Genomic DNA, 16853 nt, shown 5'->3' on the forward strand with positions numbered 1-16853 from the left:
GCCCCCTCAGCTCATCCGCAGGGCCAGGAAGAAGTCCAGTTTGTCCTCCAGGCGCGAAAGATCACGACCCGTCAGTTGCTCGATCCGGCCCACCCGGTAGCGCAAGGTGTTGACGTGCAGATGCAGTCGCGTGGCGCAGCGGGTCCAGGAGCCGTCGCAGTCGAGGAACGCCTCCAGGGTCGGGATGAGCTCGGCCCGGTGCCGCCGGTCGTAGTCGCGCAGCGGGTCGAGCAGCCGGGCCGTGAAGGCGCGGCGCACGTCGTCCGGGACGAACGGCAGCAGCAGGACGTGCGAGGCCAGCTCGTGGTGGCCGGCCGCGCAGACCCGGCCCGGACGGGCGGCGGCGACCCGGCGGGCGTGCCGGGCCTCCTCCAGGGCGCCGCGCAGCCCCTCCGCCGAGTGCACGGCGGCGCTGACACCGAGTGTCAGGCGCCCGTCGTCGGCGAGGCCCGCCGAGAGCGGCGCCTGGACGGCGGCGAGCAGCGCGTCCGCGTGCAGCCCGGCGTCCGTGCCCTCACCGACCGAGGGCAGCGGCACCAGCGCGATCGCCTCGTCGCCCGCGTGGGCGACCGCGATCCGGTCCGAGGAGTCGGGGCCCGCCACGGCCGGGTCGACCAGTATTTCCTCCAGCAGGGCCTGGGCGACCGGGCCGCCGGCGATCTCCGCGGTGGTGGCGGCCGACTGGCTCCAGTCGACCCGGGCCACGATCACCTGCCAGTGCGGCGCCGAGCCGAGGCCCGGCAGCAGCACGGGGGCGGCGACCCGCAGCCTGGCCGCGATCTCGGCGGGCGCGGCGCCGGTCTGCACCAGCTCCAGGACCTCCTGGGCGAGCCGGCGGCGTACCGTACGGGCCGCGTCGCGGCGGTCGCGCTCCACGGCGATCAGCTGGGTGACGCCCTGGAGCAGGTCGAGCCGGGCGGCGGGCCAGTCGCCCGCGTCCGCCTCCACGGCGAGCAGCCAGTCCGACAGGACCGTCTCGCGCACATCACGGGCGGCCGAGGCGGCCCCGCGCCCGCTGTGGCGGATCGGGAACAGCGAGTACGTGGTGCCGTGGACCACGGCCCGGTGCGGGCCCCGGCGGCCGGTGCGGGTCGCGCCGAGGTGTTCACCCGCCAGAGTGGCGCCGACGGCCGCGGGGAGCGGTTCGCCCGCGCCCGCGATCTGCCGGCCGGTGGGGGAGAGCACCCAGGCCCGCAGGTCCAGGTCGGAGCCGAGCAGGTCCAGGACGACCTCGGGGCCGCCGCCCGCCGGGCCGGACGTCATCAGCCGCCGGTGCCGGTCGACCACGGCCGCCAGGTCCCCGGCCCGCTCGCCGGAGACCTGGCGCACCACGTGCTCGGTGATGGTGGCGAAGGCGACCGACTCGTTCACCGCGAACAGCGGCAGCCGGTGCTGTGTACACGCACGGATCAGGTCATCCGGGATCGCGCCCAGCTCGGCCTCGCCGGCCGCCAGGCCGACCACCCCGGCTCCGGCCAGGATCCGTACGAATGGCTCGGAATCGTCGGCGTCGCGGCGCCAGGCGAGGCCGGTGAGGACCAGCTCGCCGCCGGAGAGATAGCGGCTCGGATCGCGCAGGTCAGTGGTCATCACACCGCGTACGGTGCGGTCCAGCTCGTCCTCGCCGCCGAGCAGCCGCAGCCCCAGCGCGTCGGTCTCCAGAAGTGCGCGAAGCCGCATCGCGTGTCGCCGCCGATCTGTCTTGTTGTTGCCGGTGGAAAGCGGTGGGGTAACTGAGCACCGCCTTTCATACGAATCTACAAGACGTAGATGGAGACCAGCCAACTCCTTCATGGTTTCGGTGACTGCACCCGACGGAGTGAGGCTTGTGTACTGGGGCCACACAGCGTTAACAGCACATGAACGACTTCATAGCCGAGGGCCGGCCGTCCCCGGGACCCGCGCGAACGACCCCGATTGAGAAGAAGAGAGCCACTCATGGACTTCCTTCGCCCCGCCAGCTGGGAGGAGGCGCTCGCCGCCAAGGCCGAGCACCCCACGGCTGTGCCCATTGCGGGTGGCACCGATGTGATGGTCGAGATCAACTTCGACCACCGCCGGCCCGAGTACCTTCTGGACCTGAACCGCATCGAGCTGCTGCGCGCGTGGGAGACCGGCGAGGAGACCGTACGGCTCGGCGCGTCCGTGTCGTACACCGAGATCATGGAGAACCTGCGGGCGGAGCTGCCGGGCCTGGCGCTCGCCTCGCACACCGTCGCCTCCCCGCAGATCCGCAACCGCGGCGGCGTCGGCGGCAACCTCGGCACGGCCTCGCCCGCCGGTGACGCCCACCCGGCGCTGCTCGCCGCGGGCGCCGAGGTCGAGGTGGAGTCGGTGCGCGGGTCCCGGCTCATCCCGATCGACGAGTTCTACACCGGTGTGAAGCGCAACGCGATGGCGCCGGACGAGCTCATCAAGACCGTCCACATCAAGAAGGCGGACGGCCCCCAGCAGTACTCCAAGGTCGGCACCCGCAACGCGATGGTCATCGCGGTCTGCGCCTTCGGCCTGGCGCTGCACCCGGAGACCCGCACGGTCCGCACCGGCATCGGCTCGGCCGCCCCGACCCCGGTCCGGGCCAAGGCCGCCGAGGAGTTCCTGAACGCCGCGCTCGACGAGGGCGGGTTCTGGGAGAGCGGCAAGATCATCACTCCCTCGATCGCCAAGCAGTTCGCCGAGCTCGCCTCCGCCTCCTGCAACCCGATCGACGACGTACGAGGCACTGCCAAGTACCGCCGGCACGCCGTGGGCATCATGGCCCGCCGCACGCTCGGCTGGACCTGGGAGCAGTACCGCGGCACCGGCCGCTCGCTTGAAGGAGCTGCATAACCATGCGCGTCAATTTCACGGTCAATGGCCGCAAGCAGGAAGCCGACGACGTCTGGGAGGGCGAGAGCCTTCTCTACGTGCTGCGCGAGCGCATGGGTCTTCCGGGTTCGAAGAACGCCTGTGAGCAGGGCGAATGCGGCTCCTGCACGGTCCGCCTGGACGGCGTGCCGGTCTGTTCCTGCCTGGTCGCGGCCGGTCAGGTCGAGGGCCGCGAGGTCGTCACCGTCGAGGGCCTGGCGGACTACGCCAAGCACCGCGAGGACGCCCACCCCGGCGGCGGCTGCGCCTCCGGCGCCTGCGGCACCTCCATCGACGCCGCCCAGCGCTGGCAGGCCAAGCCGCTGGACGGTCAGACTGGAGAGGCGGGCGCCCTTTCCCCGATCCAGCAGGCGTTCATCGACGCCGGCGCCGTCCAGTGCGGTTTCTGCACCCCGGGCCTGCTCGTCGCGGCCGACGAGCTCCTGGAGCGCAACGCCTCCCCGTCCGACCAGGACATCCGCGAGGCCCTCTCCGGCAACCTCTGCCGCTGCACCGGTTACGAGAAGATCCTCGACGCGGTCCGCCTCGCGGCCGCCCGTCAGGAAGAGGCGGTCTGACGATCATGGCCACCACTGGTACTCCCACCAACATCACCCAGGGTTCCAAGACCAAGGGCGGCATCGGCGAGTCGACGCTGCGCCCGGACGGCACCCTCAAGGTCACCGGCGAGTTCGCGTACTCCTCGGACATGTGGCACGAGGACATGCTCTGGGGCCAGACGCTCCGCTCCACGGTCGCCCACGCCGAGATCAAGTCGATCGACATCTCCGAGGCCGTCGCGATGCCCGGCGTCTACGCCGTGCTGACCTACGACGACCTGCCCACCGAGGTGAAGAACTACGGCCTGGAGATCCAGGACACCCCGGTCCTGGCCCACGGCAAGGTCCGCCACCACGGCGAGCCGGTGGCCCTGGTCGCCGCCGACCACCCGGAGACCGCCCGCCGCGCCGCCGCCAAGATCAAGATCGAGTACGCGGAGCTGCCGGTCATCACGGACGAGGCGTCCGCGACGGCCCCCGACGCGGTGCTGGTCCACGAGGGCCGCGACGACCACCACATCGGCCACGTCCCGCACCCCAACATCGTGCACCGCCAGCCGATCGTGCGCGGCGACGCCGACGAGGCCGCCAAGCGCGCCGACGTCATCGTCAAGGGCGAGTACACCTTCGGCATGCAGGACCAGGCCTTCCTCGGCCCGGAGTCCGGCCTGGCCGTGCCGTCCGAGGACGGCGGCGTCGAGCTGTATGTGGCCACCCAGTGGCTGCACTCGGACCTCAAGCAGATCGCCCCGGTCCTCGGCCTGCCCGAGGAGAAGGTCCGTATGACGCTCTCCGGCGTCGGCGGTGCCTTCGGCGGCCGCGAGGACATCTCGATGCAGATCCACGCCTGTCTGCTGGCGCTGCGCACCGGCAAGCCGGTCAAGATCGTCTACAACCGGTTCGAGTCCTTCTTCGGCCACGTCCACCGGCACCCGGCGAAGCTCTACTACGAGCACGGCGCCACCAAGGACGGCAAGCTCACGCACATGAAGTGCAAGATCGTCCTGGACGGCGGCGCCTACGCGTCGGCCTCCCCGGCGGTCGTCGGCAACGCCTCCTCGCTCTCGGTCGGCCCGTACGTCATCGACGACGTCGACATCGAGGCCATCGCGCTCTACACCAACAACCCGCCCTGCGGCGCCATGCGCGGCTTCGGCGCGGTCCAGGCGTGCTTCGCGTACGAGGCCCAGATGGACAAGCTGGCGGCGAAGCTGGGCATCGACCCGGTCGAGTTCCGCCAGCTGAACGCCATGGAGCAGGGCACCCTGCTGCCGACCGGGCAGCCGGTCGACTCCCCGGCCCCGGTGGCCGAGCTCCTTCGCCGCGTCAAGGCCCGTCCGCTGCCGCCCGAGCAGCAGTGGGTGACCGCCGGCGAGCAGGCCGATGTGCGCGCCCTGCCCGGCGGCCTGTCCAACACCACGCACGGCGAGGGTGTCGTACGGGGCATCGGCTACGCGGTCGGCATCAAGAACGTCGGCTTCTCCGAGGGCTTCGACGACTACTCCACCGCCAAGGTGCGGGTGGAGGTCATCAACGGTGAGGCGGTCGCGACCGTACACACCGCGATGGCGGAGGTCGGCCAGGGCGGCATCACCGTCCACGCGCAGATCGCCCGTACCGAGCTCGGCGTCACCCAGGTGACCATCCACCCGGCCGACACCCAGGTCGGCTCCGCCGGCTCCACGTCGGCCTCGCGCCAGACGTACGTCACCGGCGGCGCGGTCAAGAACACCTGCGAGCACGTCCGCGAGGCCGTCCTGGAGATCGGCCGCCGCAAGTTCGGCTCCTACCACCCGGCCTGGGCCACCGCCGAGCTCCTCCTGGAGGGCGGCAAGGTCGTCACCGACGGCGGCGAGGTCCTCGCGGACCTGGCCGACGTCCTGGAGGACGAGGCGGTGGAGCTGGAGCTGGAGTGGCGCCACCGTCCCACCGTGGCGTTCGACCTGCGCACCGGCCAGGGCAACGGCCACGTCCAGTACTCGTTCGCCGCGCACCGCGCGGTCGTCGAGGTGGACACCGAGCTCGGCCTGGTCAAGGTCGTCGAGCTCTCGGTCGCCCAGGACGTCGGCAAGGCACTCAACCCGCTGTCCGTCGTCGGCCAGATCCAGGGTGGCACCACCCAGGGCCTGGGCGTGGCGGTCATGGAGGAGATCATCGTCGACCCGAAGACCGCGAAGGTGCGCAACCCCTCCTTCACGGACTACCTCATCCCCACCATCCTCGACACGCCGACCATCCCGGTCGACGTGCTCGAACTGGCCGACGAGCACGCCCCGTACGGGCTGCGCGGCATCGGCGAGGCCCCGACCCTCTCGTCCACCCCGGCCGTCCTCGCGGCGATCCGGAACGCGACGGGTCTGGAGCTGAACAGGACCCCCGTCCGCCCCGAGCACCTCACGGGCACCGAGTCGTCCTGACCCCCTGAACCCTCCGGGCGGTGCGTGCCTTCCCAGGAACGTCACACTTCCGAACCGCCCGCACCGCCCGGAGCACAGAAGTGCCGCACCGCTCGCGGTCCTTCAGCACCGCACCACCAGCACCACCAGGCAGTACCGAGTGAGCAGTACCCGAATGATCAGCACCACTCCCGTACCGCGGTACCGGAACCGGTACCCCCGCAGTACGCGGAAACGTTCGTCTCGGGCCGTCCCCCGGGTCGTGCAGCCCACGCACCATCCCAAATCCCGCAGCTTGTCTGACTGAGATCTCAAGTCTTATGCGGGTGCCCCTGTGAACCTTGGGAGTAGGCACCATGACCCAGCAGTCTCTGGAGCCGAAGACCACCGCCGAGGAGGCGGGCTCCGGCTCGCGCGTCCCCGCCGGCAGGTCTTGGCTCGACCGGTACTTTCACATAACGGACAGAGGATCCACGGTCGCGCAAGAGGTGCGCGGCGGCATCACCACCTTCATGGCGATGTGCTACATCCTCCTGCTCAACCCGCTGATCCTCTCGACGCCCGACGTCGACAAGCACACGCTGAGCCATGCGGGCCTGGTGACGGCGACCGCCCTCGCGGCCGCGGTCAGCACGCTGCTGATGGGCTTCATCGGCAAGGTCCCGCTCGCACTCGCCGCCGGACTGAACGTTTCCGCGGCCCTGACCACCCAGGTGGTCCCCAACATGACCTGGCCGCAGGCCATGGGCATGTGCGTCATGTACGGCGTGGTCATCATGCTGCTGGTCGTCACCGGCCTCCGCGAGATGATCATGAACGCCATCCCGCTGGCGCTCAAGCACGCGATCACCATGGGCATCGGCATGTTCGTCGCCCTGCTCGGCCTGGTGAAGGCCGGATTCGTCGGCAAGGGCCAGGGCGGCCCCGTCACCCTCGGCGCCACGGGCGAGCTGGTCGGCTGGCCGGTCCTCTTCTTCGCGGTGACCCTGCTCCTGATCTTCGCCCTCCAGGCGCGCAACATCCCCGGCGCGATCCTGATCGGCATCGTGACCGGCACGGTCCTCTCGCTCGTGGTCACCAAGGTGGGCGGTCTGACCGACAAGGACTGGGGCGGAGCCGCCCCCGGCCTCGACGGCAGCGCGGTCGCCAATCCCGACTTCGGACTCTTCGGGCACGTCGAGTTCGGCGGCTGGGAGCAGATCGGCGCCATCGGCGTCGGCATGATCGTCTTCACCCTCGTCCTGGCCGGGTTCTTCGACGCGATGGCCACCATCATCGGCGTCGGCCAGGAGGCCAAGCTCGCCGACGACAAGGGCCGGATGCCGGGCCTGTCCAAGGCGCTGTTCATCGACGGCGCGGGCGGCGCGATCGGCGGCGTCTCCGGCGCCTCCGGCCAGACCGTCTTCATCGAGTCCGCGACCGGCGCCGGCGAGGGCGCCCGCACCGGCCTCTCCTCGGTCGTCACCGGTCTCTTCTTCGCGGCCTGTCTCTTCTTCACCCCGCTCACCCAGCTGGTCCCGGCCCAGGTGGCCGCCGCGGCCCTGGTCGTGATCGGCTCGATGATGATGAGCGCGGCGCGGCACGTGGACTGGAACGACCGCTCGGTGTCGATCCCGGTGTTCCTCACCGTGGCCCTGATGCCGTTCACGTACAACATCACCGCCGGTGTCGGCGCGGGCGTCATCGCCTACACCGTCATCAAGGCGTCGCAGGGCAAGTGGCGGGAGATCGGCGGGTTCATGTGGGCCCTGTCCGGCATCTTCCTCGTCTACTTCGCGCTCAGCCCCATCGAGAGCTGGCTGGGCGTCAAGTAGGACACGATCAGGGCGTACGACCGGACGCCCTCCACTCATCCGTTCCGTAAGGAGACCGAACATGCTGGACATCGCCGAAGAGCTCAACCGGTGGGTCGAGCAGGGCCGTGACTTCGCCGTCGCCACCGTGGTGGCGGTTGGCGGCAGCGCGCCCCGGCAGCCGGGCGCCGCGCTCGCCGTCGACGGCGAGGGCACGGCGATCGGGTCGGTCTCGGGCGGATGTGTGGAGGGCGCGGTCTACGACCTGTGCCAACAGGCGCTGGCGGACGGCGAACCCGTCCTGGAACGCTTCGGCTACAGCGACGAGGACGCGTTCGCGGTCGGCCTGACCTGCGGCGGCATCATCGACATCCTGGTGACCCCGGTACCCGCGGACTCGCCCGCCCGGGCGGTGTTCGCCGCGGCACTGGCCACGGCGGCGCGTGGCGAGGCGGCAGCGGTCGCCCGCATCACCGAAGGCCCCTCCGACCTGGTTGCCCGACCGCTCCTCGTCCACCCCGACGGTACGTACGAGGGCGCCCTCGGCGGCCACCCCGAGCTGGACCGGGCGGTGGCGGGCGAGGCGCGGGCCATGCTGGACGCGGGCCGTACGGGCACGCTGACACTCGGCGCCGACGGCCGCCTGTGCGGGCAGCCGCTCACGGTCCTGGTCGAGTCGAGCGTCCCGCCGCCGCGGATGATCGTCTTCGGCGCGATCGACTTCGCGTCGGCGCTGGTACGGGTGGGCAAGTTCCTCGGCTACCGGGTCACGGTGTGCGACGCGCGCCCCGTGTTCGCCACGGCGACGCGGTTCCCGGACGCGGACGAGATCGTGGTGGAGTGGCCGCACCGGTACCTGGAGTCGACGCAGGTGGACGCGCGCACGGTGCTGTGCGTCCTGACGCACGACGCCAAATTCGACGTGCCGCTGCTGGAGCTTGCGCTGCGGCTGCCGGTTTCGTACGTGGGCGCGATGGGTTCGCGCCGCACGCACGAGGACCGCAACGCGCGCCTGCGCGAGGTCGGCGTCACCGACCTCGACCTCGCCCGTCTGCGCTCCCCGATCGGCCTCGACCTGGGTGCGCGCACGCCCGAGGAGACGGCGCTGTCGATCGCGGCGGAGATCGTGGCGAGCCGCCGGGGAGGGACGGGTGTGTCCCTCACGGGAGCCCACACCCCGATCCACCACGACGGCCCGGAGCAGCCACTGGGCCGAATCGGCTCGGTGGCCTGACTTCCCGGGGCTCCGCCCCGGCCCCGTTTGTCTGCGTCTGCGCGACCAGCCCAGCACGGTCCGCAGCCGAAAACAGCGGGGTGCAGGGGCCGCAGGCCCCGCCCGGAACGGGCGGGGTGGGGTCACTCCTCCGGGGACGCGAGCGCATCCCCCACCCCCGTCCGGGCATACAGCACCACCCTCCCCGCCCGAGCCCGGCTCACCAGCCCCGTCCGGTGCAGCACGGACAGGTGGTGGGAGACCGCGCTCGGGGTGACGGACAGGCGGCGGGCGAGTTCCGTCGTGGACGCGGGGCCGTCCAGGGACAGCAGCAGCGCCGCCTTGGGCGCGCCCACCAGGGAGGCAAGCGCGCCGCGCGGACGCGGCGGACGGGACTCCCACAGCGTCCCCACCCCCCGCGCCGGATACGCGATGGTGGGCGGCTCATCGGGCCCCACCGGACTGATCGTGTGCTGCGCGAACAGCGTCGGCACCAGCCACAGGCCCCGCCCGTCCACCGCCGCCCCCAACTCCAGGTCCCGGTGGACGAACAGCGTCAGCTCCCCGCCCCGCCACACCGCCGTCGGATCCAGCGACGTGAGCACCGCCGCCGCGCCCTCGTGGGCGAGCAGCCGCGCCCGCCACACCATGTCCGCCTCCAGGACGGCCCGCATCCGAGGCCAGTGCGGCGCCATCGCCAGCTCCCAGTAGGCCTCCAGCACATCCGCCATCGCGTCCCGCAACCCGCGCGGATCCGGGGCCAGTTCGGCCAGGCGCGGCGGCAGGGCACGCCCCGCGTACGCCGTCCGTACGTCCGACAGCGCCTTCGACGGCGACGTCGCCCGTACCCGCCGCAGCTCTTCCCGTACATCCGGCAGCGGTGAGTCGGGGCGCGGTGTGATGAAGTCCGGGAGCCAGCCGCTGCCGCGCACGACCAGTTCGTCGAGCAGCGCGGTGTCCAGGCCGATGGCCTCCTCCAGCGCCGCCCGGGTCCGCCGCACCCACGGCAGGTGCAGCGCGTACTCGTCGGCGCGCTGAAGCGCCCACAGGCTGGTGGCGGCCTCCAGGAGCGGCGAGCAGGCGAAGCGCATGTCGGCGAGGTCGTCGACGCCGAGTCGGTAGCTGAGCATTGAGCCCCAGCCTAAATGTCTGTCGGTGCGCGGCGGAAGGCCGTTGGCTGGGGGCATGTCCTCCACCTCCTCCGGGGTGGCAGCCGTGCTGCCACCCCGCGGTCCGCTGCGCGCGTACGCCCTCACCACCCTCGTCGACTGGATCGGCAACGGCCTCTTCCACACCGGCGCCGCCCTCTTCTTCACCCGGGTCGTCGGGCTCGGCGCCACCCAGGTCGGCCTCGGCCTGACGATCGCCGCCCTGCTCGGCCCGGCCGTCGCCGTCCCGGCCGGGCGGCTCGGTGACCGGTTCGGCCACCGCCGGGTCTATCTGGCCACCGTGGTCGTACGGGCCGTCGCCTTCGCGGGATATCTGCTCGTCGACGGCTTCGCCGGCTTCCTCGCCGTCGTCTGCGCGATCGCCCTGGCCGAGAGCGCGTCACGGCCGGTCCGCGGTGCCTACCTCGCCCGTATCGCGGACGCCTCGGCGCTGGTCGCGGCCAGCGCGTACACCCGCGTGATGCTCAACATCGGCTTCACACTGGGCAGTCTGGGCGCGGGCGCCGCCCTGGCCGTCGACTCCCGTACCGGATACGCGGCCCTCATCCTGGGCAACTGCGTCTCGTACGCGATCGTCGCCGCCATCGTGACCCGGATGCCGGACGACCGCGCGCGGCCGGCACCGGAGGCCGCCGCGCGGCCCGCGAGCCGCCTCGGCGCCCTGCGCGACCGCCGCTTCCTCGCCCTCGCCGCGCTCTCCGGGCTGCTCTACATCAACGCCGACGTCCTCAACCTCGGCCTCCCGCTGTGGATTTCGTCCCGTACGCACGCGCCCACCTGGTCGGTCGCGGTGCTGATGCTCCTCAACACCGCGCTGGTGATCCTGCTCCAGGTGCGGGCGGCGCGCGGTAGCGACACCGTCGCCGGGGCGGCGGTCGCGGGCAGGCGCGCCGGCTGGGCGCTGCTCGCCGCGTGCGCGGTGACGGCCACGACGGCCGCGCTCCCGCCGGTGCCCGCCGTGCTGGTGCTCGCGGTCGGCGTGGCCCTGCTGACGGCGGGCGAGCTGCTCTCCTCGGCGAGCGGCTGGGGCATCTCGTACGGCCTCGCCGACCCGCACCGCCAGGGCGAGTTCCTGGGCGCCTGGAGCCTCGGCTCCGACCTGGCGAGGGCGGGCGGCCCGCTCCTGGTCGCGGCCCTGGTCACCCACGGGGGAGCCCCGGGCTGGCTCCTCCTGGGCACCCTGTTCCTGGCGGCGGGGACGGTCACCGTGCCGCTGGCGGCACGCGCCGAGCGCGTGGCCGTCGACCACGGCCGGGCCACGGCACCCGCGTCCAGCTGACCGGCCCCCCGAAATACGGATGACTGTCCTATTCGGTCGGGTTAGTGTCGAAGGATGGATCAGCTGCGCTTCAGTGATGTGCCCGAAGCCCATGTCGACCGCGCCCTCGAACTCGGATACCTCGTCTTCCATGAGCGCCCCGAGGACGAGGAGATCCGCAAGTACCACCGCGAGGCACTCCTCGACTGCGACCGCGTGGGTGCCTACGACGGGGACGTCCTCGTCGGTTTCCTCGCCGCCTTCCGGTTCACGATCTCCGTCCCCGGCGGTGAACTCCCCTGTCCCGGGCTGACGTTCGTCTCCGTGGCGCCCACCCACCGCCGCCGTGGCGTCCTCACCGGCATGATCGGGGAGCTCTTCCGCCGCAGCGCCCGCGAGGGGCGCGCGGTTGCCGCGCTGTGGGCCTCCGAGGCCGTCATCTACGGCCGCTTCGGCTTCGGTTCGGCCACCCACGGCGCCACCGTGGAGATCGACTCCAGCCGTCCGCTCGCCCTGCGCATCGCCCCCGACGAGCGCCCGCTGCGCCTGGTCGACCCGCTGGACGCCCCCGCCCTCCTCGGGCCGTACTACGACGCCACCCGCGCCCGCAGGCCCGGCCGGATCGCCCGCGACGAGGTCCGCTGGCGCAAGGAGTGGCTGGCCGACAAGGACGAGGAGGACGACGAGCTGAGCCCGCCGAGGATCGTCGCGCTCGGCGCCCCGGACGAGCCGCTCGGCGGGTACGCGGTGTACCGCACCAAGGGCGGTGACTACGACGCCGGTACGCCGGGTCTGGTCCGCGTCGACGAACTGGAGGCCGACACCCCGGCCGGTGCCGCCGCGCTCTGGCGCTATCTGGCCGCGATCGACCTCACCGGCCGGGTGCGGTACTGGGGCGGCGCCCCGGACGACCCGCTGCACCACTTCGCCGCCGACCGCGACCAGGTCCGGGTCACCCGGACCGAACCGGCGCTGTGGCTGCGTCTGCTGGACGTGGGCGCCGCGCTCACCGCGCGCTCCTGGGCGGCCCCGGCGGACCTGGTCGTCGAGGTGCGCGACGAGCGCGTACCGGCCAACGCGGGCCGCTTCCGTCTCACGGTCGCACCGGGACCGGGCACCGACGCGTACACCGCCTCGTACGAACCGACGGACGCCCGGCCCGACCTGGCCCTGGACGTGCGCGACCTCGGCGCCTGCTACCTCGGCGGCACCGACCCGCGCCACCTCGTGGCGGCGGGGCTGGTCACCGAGCACACCCCGGGCGCGGCGGCGGCCCTGGGCGCGGCGCTGAGCACCGACCGACTCCCGCACACCGTCGACGAGTTCTGACCTCCCGGATCCCCGCGCCGAGGCCGACCAGATCCACCGGACAGGCCCTAGTCGGACTCGGGCGGGGTGTCGGACGTCGGCGAATACGGCTTGATATCGAGCACCGGCGTGCCGTCGACCAGATCCACGCCGTCGAAGTGGAGCACATGGCCCTTCACCTCGCGCACCCGCACCAGGCTCAGGCCGATGCGGTTGTGCCGGTTGGGCGTACGGGTGGCGTAGACGCCGGTCGTGCGCCCGCTCCGCTCCCAGCCGCGCGGCACCACCTGGAGCGGTGCGGTCTCCTCCTCGGTCTGGTCGTGCAGCCAGGTCAGCAGCCATACGTACCAGCCGTCGGAGATGCCGTCGAGGCCCCCCGCGAACGGCTCGAAGACCACGACTCGGCCCTGGTCCCCGTAGGCCAGAGTCGCCTGCGGCGGTGCCTCCTGGGGGCGGGCGTACTCCGTCACGACATAGCCGATCGGCGACAGCGGAACGACCGCGTCGGCGCCGAGAGGGGCGGGCGGATGGGACACCACGTATCTCCTCACACTGGGGAACCACGTCAACCAAGCAGAACGACGGTCCATGCTGAACGACACCCCGCGCCGCCCCGGCGCGGACCGCCTGAAACACGCCGTTTGTGCGCCAAATTGAGAGACAGACGCCTGACAGTCAATAACACTGACAATATAGTGGGAAGCCGGGAGGTACGGCCCGAGTCGACGGGCCGGTCCGAGGAGGCAGCCCCGTGAGACTGAGTCCGCCGTTACCCGAACCGCCGGGCATAGCCGCCGCCGTGCTCTGGCTCCCGTCCCGCCGTCTGGACACCGCACGGGCGGTGGCGGCCGGGCGGCTCGACCAGGAGACCGCCGACCGGCTCGGCTACCGCGCGCTGAGCGAGAGCCCCGACCGGGCGGCCCCCGAAATGGCCGTGCTCGCGGCCCAGAAGGCGCTCGCCGACGCGGGCTGGTCCGGCGACGACCTCGGCCTCGTCGTCCACTCCTGGATCTACCACCAGGGCCACGACTTCTGGTCCGCGCCGCACTACGTGGCCCACGGCATCGGCGCCCGCCACGCCACCCCGCTCGGGGTGCAGCAGACCTCCAACGGGGGCGTGGCCGCCCTGGAGGTCGCCGCCGCCCGCCTCGCCCTGGACCCCACGGTCAACCGGTGCCTGGTGACCACCGCCGACCGGTTCGTGGGGCCCGGCTTCGACCGCTGGGCCGGCGACATCGACGTGGCGTACGGGGACGCCGCCACCGCGCTGCTCCTCGACCGCGACGCGGGCCCCTACCGGCTGCTCGCCATCGCCTCCGTGAGCGTTCCCGAGTACGAGGTGCTCTACCGGGGCGACGACGCCTTCACCCCGGCGCCGCGCAGCGCGTACGACACGATCAGCGCCCGGCGCACCAAGCTGTCCTTCCGGGCGGGCGGCGGCTGGCCCAAATTCGTCGCCGTACTGCGCCGGTCCGTGCAGCGCGTGGTGCTCGACGCCATCGCGGACGCCGGACTCACCCCGGCCGACCCCCGGCTGCGCTACCTCGTCCTGCCGCGCCTCAGCACCGGCGCGCTCAGTCAGTTCTACGGGCCGTCCGTCCACGAACTCGCCCTGCCCCACACCGAACTGCTCGACCTGGGCCGCGACACCGGGCACCTCGGTGCCGGGGACCCCGTGGCCAACCTCGCCACCCTCCAGGCCGACGACCGGCTCGCGCCGGGCGAGGTGGCGCTGTTCCTGAGCGCGGGCAACGGCTTCACCTGGTCCTGCGTCGCGATTTCCCACGAGTAGACCGGCGGGTGTCACACCCGGCGGCCGAGGAACGTCTTTCCGGTGCGGCATCCCCGTACGGCTCTCTTGAATTCCAAACATCTTCCACGACAGCTTCCCCATGAAGAGGTGCAGTCCCATGACAGAGCGAAACGAGGCCCTGGTCATCGGCGCCGGTGTGGCCGGACTGACCACGGCGGTGTGCCTGGCCGAGCGCGGCTTCACGGTCCGGGTCGTCGCCGAGCGCGCGCCCCGGCAGACCACGTCGGCCGTGGCCGGAGCGATCATCGGCGGCCCGGCGATCGCCGACGAGACCGAGGCGGAGGCCAAGTTCGCGCCGACGGCGATCACCCGGCCCTGGCACCAGTCGAGCCTGGCCGAGTTCGCCGCGCTGGCCAAGCAGCCGGACAGCGGCGTCCATCTGACCCGTGGCCGCCTGGTCAACCGGCAGGCCGCCGGCGGCCACGAGTGGGCCGCCCACCTGCCCGGCTACGCGCCGTGCGGCGAGGCGGACAGCGGCGGGTTCCCGGTGGCGTTCCGGGTCGACCTGCCGACCGTGGACATGCCCGTGTACCTGGAGTATCTGGCCTCCCGGGTCACCGCCGCCGGAGGCAGCGTCGAGGTGGGCGTGGTGGACTCCCTGGAGGCGGCGGCCGCCGAGGCGCCGCTCGTCGTCAACTGCACCGGGGTGGGCGCGCGCGCCCTGGCCGACGACCCGAAGGTCTTCCCGGTGCGCGGCCAGCACGTGATCGTGGAGAACCCGGGGATCGACGAGTTCTTCTTCGAGCAGAACCCCGGCCCGAACTCGACGAGTTACTTCCCGCACGGGCGCCGTCTGGTGTGCGGCGGCACCGCCGAGCGAGAGGTGTGGAGCATGGAGCCGGACCCGGCCCGGACCGAGGAGATCCTGGCGCGCTGCATCGCCGTGGAGCCCCGGATCGCCGGGGCCGAGGTCATCGGCGTCGAGATCGGCCTGCGGGCCTCGCGGCCGCAGACCCGCCTCGAAGTGGAGCCGGTCGGCTCCGCGCGGGTGATCCACAACTACGGCCACGGCGGCATCGCGGTCGGCCTCTCCTGGGGCTGTGCCCAGGACGTACTGCGGCTGGCGCTCGGCGGCGCCACCGCCGAAGTCGTCTCATGACACCGGCCCCGGCGGACGGCCCGGGTCTGCAAGCCCTCCCGCCGGGCGCGACCGTCCTGCTGAAGCGGCTCGACGCGCTCCTGGAGGGCTGGGGGACCGGGAGCGGCGCGGCCCCCATGATCATGCCGCCGCTGCTGCCGGTCGCCGCGCTCTCCCGCCTCGACGTGTACGACAACTTCCCGCACCAGGCGCTCGTGGTGAGCACACTCGACCTGACGCACCATCAAGAAGGTGGATTGCGCGAGGAGTTCACGCCGAGCGACCTCGAACCCGCGCTCTTCGGGCTTCCCTCGGCCGCCTGCTTCGCCGTATACCTCCACCACGAGGGCCGCGCCCTTCCCGACGGTACGACGGTGACCGTGCTCGGGCGCTGCTTCCGCCGCGAGGAGCACTACGACGGGCTGCGGCGCCTCCTCGGCTTCCATATGCGCGAGATCGTGGCGCTCGGCTCGCACGAGTTCACCCAGGAGCACCTGCGGCGGTTCGAGGAGCGCATCACCGCCCTCGCGGACGCGCTCGGCCTCACCCTGCGCAAGGAGGCCGCGACCGACCCCTTCTACGACCGGGGCGGGCAGCGCGCGCTGCTCCAGCGGCTCTCGCCCGTCAAGCACGAGTTCCTCGTCGACGACCTCGCGATAGCCTCGCTCAACGTCCACCGCAACTTCTTCGGCGAGCGGTGCGGGATCACCCTCGACGACACCGGCCAGGCCGTGCACACCAGTTGTGTCGCCTTCGGCCTGGAGCGCTGGCTGTCGGTGCTGTACGCCAGGTACGGAAGCTGGGAGGCGGCGACGGAGGCCGTGGAGAAGGCGGCCGTGGCGCTCGGCGGGGCGGCCTCGACCGGCGGGGCCGAGCGGTGAGGGCGGCCGCCGCCGAGCTGGCGGAGGTCGTCGCCTGGATCGGCAGGCGCCACCCGGAGGCGGCCGTGATCGGCCCGGACGACGACCTGATCGAGAGCCGGCTCATCGACTCGCTGGGCTTCCTGGAGTTCATCGTGCTGATCGAGCGGCTCAGCGGGCGGCCCGTCGACGTCGAGACCCTCGACCTCGACGACTTCCGCTCGCTGAGCCGGATCGAGCGGGCGTTCTTCAGTGAGTCGGACCCTCGGCCGTCGGATCGTAGCTCGGCGGGCTGATCAGCGGATACACCTCGAAGTCCAGGTGCAGTCCGGCGGGGCTGCGGTACAGCAGCTGCATCAGCTGCTCGTGCGACTCGACGTCGTAGATGTTGAGCCCCGCCGAGGCGCCGACCAGGATCCAGCGGTCCCTGATGAGCCCCTTCTCCTCCAGCTCCTGGGTGTACCGGAAGCCCTCGGCCAGCTTCTGCTGGAACTCCTCGATGCTGATGCCGACCGGGGCCCGCTTCGCTATCACCGCGAACAGCGCCATGGATGTCTC

The 16853-nt window shown here is 72.2% G+C and carries 15 protein-coding genes; 11 read left to right on the forward strand and 4 right to left on the reverse strand.

Annotation, left to right across the window (positions count from 1 at the left end; all coding sequences use genetic code 11):
- Positions 1-6: 6 nt before the first annotated feature.
- A complete protein-coding gene (locus OG965_RS31100) occupies positions 7-1680 on the reverse strand; it encodes a PucR family transcriptional regulator (RefSeq protein ID WP_371655358.1) in 1674 nt (557 codons plus the stop codon).
- A gap of 258 nt (positions 1681-1938) precedes the next feature.
- On the opposite strand from OG965_RS31100, the gene OG965_RS31105 reads away from it, so the two are divergent.
- The 5 genes from OG965_RS31105 to OG965_RS31125 all read left to right on the forward strand — a co-directional run bounded on the left by OG965_RS31105 (position 1939) and on the right by OG965_RS31125 (position 8830).
- Positions 1939-2829 carry a xanthine dehydrogenase family protein subunit M gene (locus tag OG965_RS31105; protein WP_371655359.1) on the forward strand — a complete coding sequence of 297 codons (891 nt, stop codon included), beginning with the start codon at positions 1939-1941 and terminating at the stop codon, positions 2827-2829.
- A gap of 2 nt (positions 2830-2831) precedes the next feature.
- A complete protein-coding gene (locus OG965_RS31110; RefSeq protein ID WP_371655360.1) occupies positions 2832-3425 on the forward strand; it encodes a (2Fe-2S)-binding protein in 594 nt (197 codons plus the stop codon).
- 5 nt (positions 3426-3430) lie between these two features.
- Complete coding sequence (locus tag OG965_RS31115) at positions 3431-5824, forward strand: xanthine dehydrogenase family protein molybdopterin-binding subunit (RefSeq protein WP_371655361.1); 2394 nt, start codon at positions 3431-3433, stop codon at positions 5822-5824.
- 335 nt (positions 5825-6159) lie between these two features.
- Positions 6160-7617, forward strand: coding sequence for an NCS2 family permease (locus OG965_RS31120; protein ID WP_371655362.1), 1458 nt, complete (start codon positions 6160-6162; stop codon positions 7615-7617).
- Between the two features lie 61 nt (positions 7618-7678).
- Positions 7679-8830, forward strand: a complete 1152-nt coding sequence (locus OG965_RS31125; RefSeq protein WP_371655363.1) for an XdhC family protein — start codon at positions 7679-7681, stop codon at positions 8828-8830.
- 122 nt (positions 8831-8952) lie between these two features.
- Here OG965_RS31125 and OG965_RS31130 read toward each other — a convergent pair whose 3' ends face one another.
- The gene (locus OG965_RS31130; RefSeq protein ID WP_371655364.1) at positions 8953-9939 is read right to left on the reverse strand and encodes a DUF5937 family protein; all 987 of its coding nucleotides are present in this window, start codon (positions 9937-9939) and stop codon (positions 8953-8955) included.
- Positions 9940-9994: 55 nt separating this feature from the next.
- Here OG965_RS31130 and OG965_RS31135 point away from each other — a divergent pair, with 55 nt between their 5' ends.
- Positions 9995-11257 (forward strand): MFS transporter, encoded by a 1263-nt coding sequence (locus tag OG965_RS31135; protein WP_371655365.1) that lies wholly within the window; start codon positions 9995-9997, stop codon positions 11255-11257.
- Between the two features lie 54 nt (positions 11258-11311).
- Positions 11312-12565: a GNAT family N-acetyltransferase gene (locus tag OG965_RS31140; protein ID WP_371655366.1), complete on the forward strand. Its 1254-nt coding sequence runs from the start codon at positions 11312-11314 to the stop codon at positions 12563-12565.
- Positions 12566-12612: 47 nt separating this feature from the next.
- On the opposite strand, the gene tsaA is transcribed toward OG965_RS31140, so the two are convergent.
- On the reverse strand, positions 12613-13080 hold the full coding sequence (tsaA, locus tag OG965_RS31145) for a tRNA (N6-threonylcarbamoyladenosine(37)-N6)-methyltransferase TrmO (RefSeq protein ID WP_371655367.1): 468 nt from the start codon (positions 13078-13080) through the stop codon (positions 12613-12615).
- Between the two features lie 215 nt (positions 13081-13295).
- Here tsaA and OG965_RS31150 point away from each other — a divergent pair, with 215 nt between their 5' ends.
- The 4 genes from OG965_RS31150 to OG965_RS31165 all read left to right on the forward strand — a co-directional run bounded on the left by OG965_RS31150 (position 13296) and on the right by OG965_RS31165 (position 16591).
- Positions 13296-14336, forward strand: coding sequence for a ketoacyl-ACP synthase III family protein (locus OG965_RS31150; RefSeq protein ID WP_371655368.1), 1041 nt, complete (start codon positions 13296-13298; stop codon positions 14334-14336).
- 118 nt (positions 14337-14454) lie between these two features.
- Entirely contained in the window at positions 14455-15456 is a 1002-nt protein-coding gene (locus tag OG965_RS31155; protein ID WP_371655369.1) for an FAD-dependent oxidoreductase, read from the forward strand.
- On the forward strand, positions 15453-16316 hold the full coding sequence (locus tag OG965_RS31160) for a hypothetical protein (RefSeq protein WP_371655370.1): 864 nt from the start codon (positions 15453-15455) through the stop codon (positions 16314-16316). Before OG965_RS31155 ends, OG965_RS31160 begins: the two co-directional genes overlap by 4 nt.
- On the forward strand, positions 16313-16591 hold the full coding sequence (locus OG965_RS31165; protein WP_371655371.1) for an acyl carrier protein: 279 nt from the start codon (positions 16313-16315) through the stop codon (positions 16589-16591). The genes OG965_RS31160 and OG965_RS31165 overlap by 4 nt, the downstream gene beginning before the upstream one ends.
- Here OG965_RS31165 and OG965_RS31170 read toward each other — a convergent pair.
- Complete coding sequence (locus OG965_RS31170) at positions 16545-16844, reverse strand: muconolactone Delta-isomerase family protein (RefSeq protein WP_371655372.1); 300 nt, start codon at positions 16842-16844, stop codon at positions 16545-16547. The two genes, OG965_RS31165 and OG965_RS31170, sit on opposite strands and share 47 nt — an antisense overlap.
- Between the last annotated feature and the right edge of the window lie 9 nt (positions 16845-16853).

Source organism: Streptomyces sp. NBC_00224 (assembly GCF_041435195.1).
GTDB lineage: Bacteria > Actinomycetota > Actinomycetes > Streptomycetales > Streptomycetaceae > Streptomyces.

What these genes read in the sequence shown, in the direction of transcription:
- OG965_RS31120 (WP_371655362.1), top strand. Translation starts at nt 6,160, where the DNA reads ATGACCCAGCAGTCTCTGGAGCCGAAGACCACCGCCGAGGAGGCGGGC.
- OG965_RS31170 (WP_371655372.1), bottom strand. Translation starts at nt 16,844, where the DNA reads ATGGCGCTGTTCGCGGTGATAGCGAAGCGGGCCCCGGTCGGCATCAGC.
- OG965_RS31155 (WP_371655369.1), top strand. Translation starts at nt 14,455, where the DNA reads ATGACAGAGCGAAACGAGGCCCTGGTCATCGGCGCCGGTGTGGCCGGA.
- OG965_RS31105 (WP_371655359.1), top strand. Translation starts at nt 1,939, where the DNA reads ATGGACTTCCTTCGCCCCGCCAGCTGGGAGGAGGCGCTCGCCGCCAAG.
- OG965_RS31160 (WP_371655370.1), top strand. Translation starts at nt 15,453, where the DNA reads ATGACACCGGCCCCGGCGGACGGCCCGGGTCTGCAAGCCCTCCCGCCG.
- OG965_RS31115 (WP_371655361.1), top strand. Translation starts at nt 3,431, where the DNA reads ATGGCCACCACTGGTACTCCCACCAACATCACCCAGGGTTCCAAGACC.
- OG965_RS31100 (WP_371655358.1), bottom strand. Translation starts at nt 1,680, where the DNA reads ATGCGGCTTCGCGCACTTCTGGAGACCGACGCGCTGGGGCTGCGGCTG.
- OG965_RS31130 (WP_371655364.1), bottom strand. Translation starts at nt 9,939, where the DNA reads ATGCTCAGCTACCGACTCGGCGTCGACGACCTCGCCGACATGCGCTTC.
- OG965_RS31125 (WP_371655363.1), top strand. Translation starts at nt 7,679, where the DNA reads ATGCTGGACATCGCCGAAGAGCTCAACCGGTGGGTCGAGCAGGGCCGT.
- OG965_RS31140 (WP_371655366.1), top strand. Translation starts at nt 11,312, where the DNA reads ATGGATCAGCTGCGCTTCAGTGATGTGCCCGAAGCCCATGTCGACCGC.
- OG965_RS31110 (WP_371655360.1), top strand. Translation starts at nt 2,832, where the DNA reads ATGCGCGTCAATTTCACGGTCAATGGCCGCAAGCAGGAAGCCGACGAC.
- OG965_RS31135 (WP_371655365.1), top strand. Translation starts at nt 9,995, where the DNA reads ATGTCCTCCACCTCCTCCGGGGTGGCAGCCGTGCTGCCACCCCGCGGT.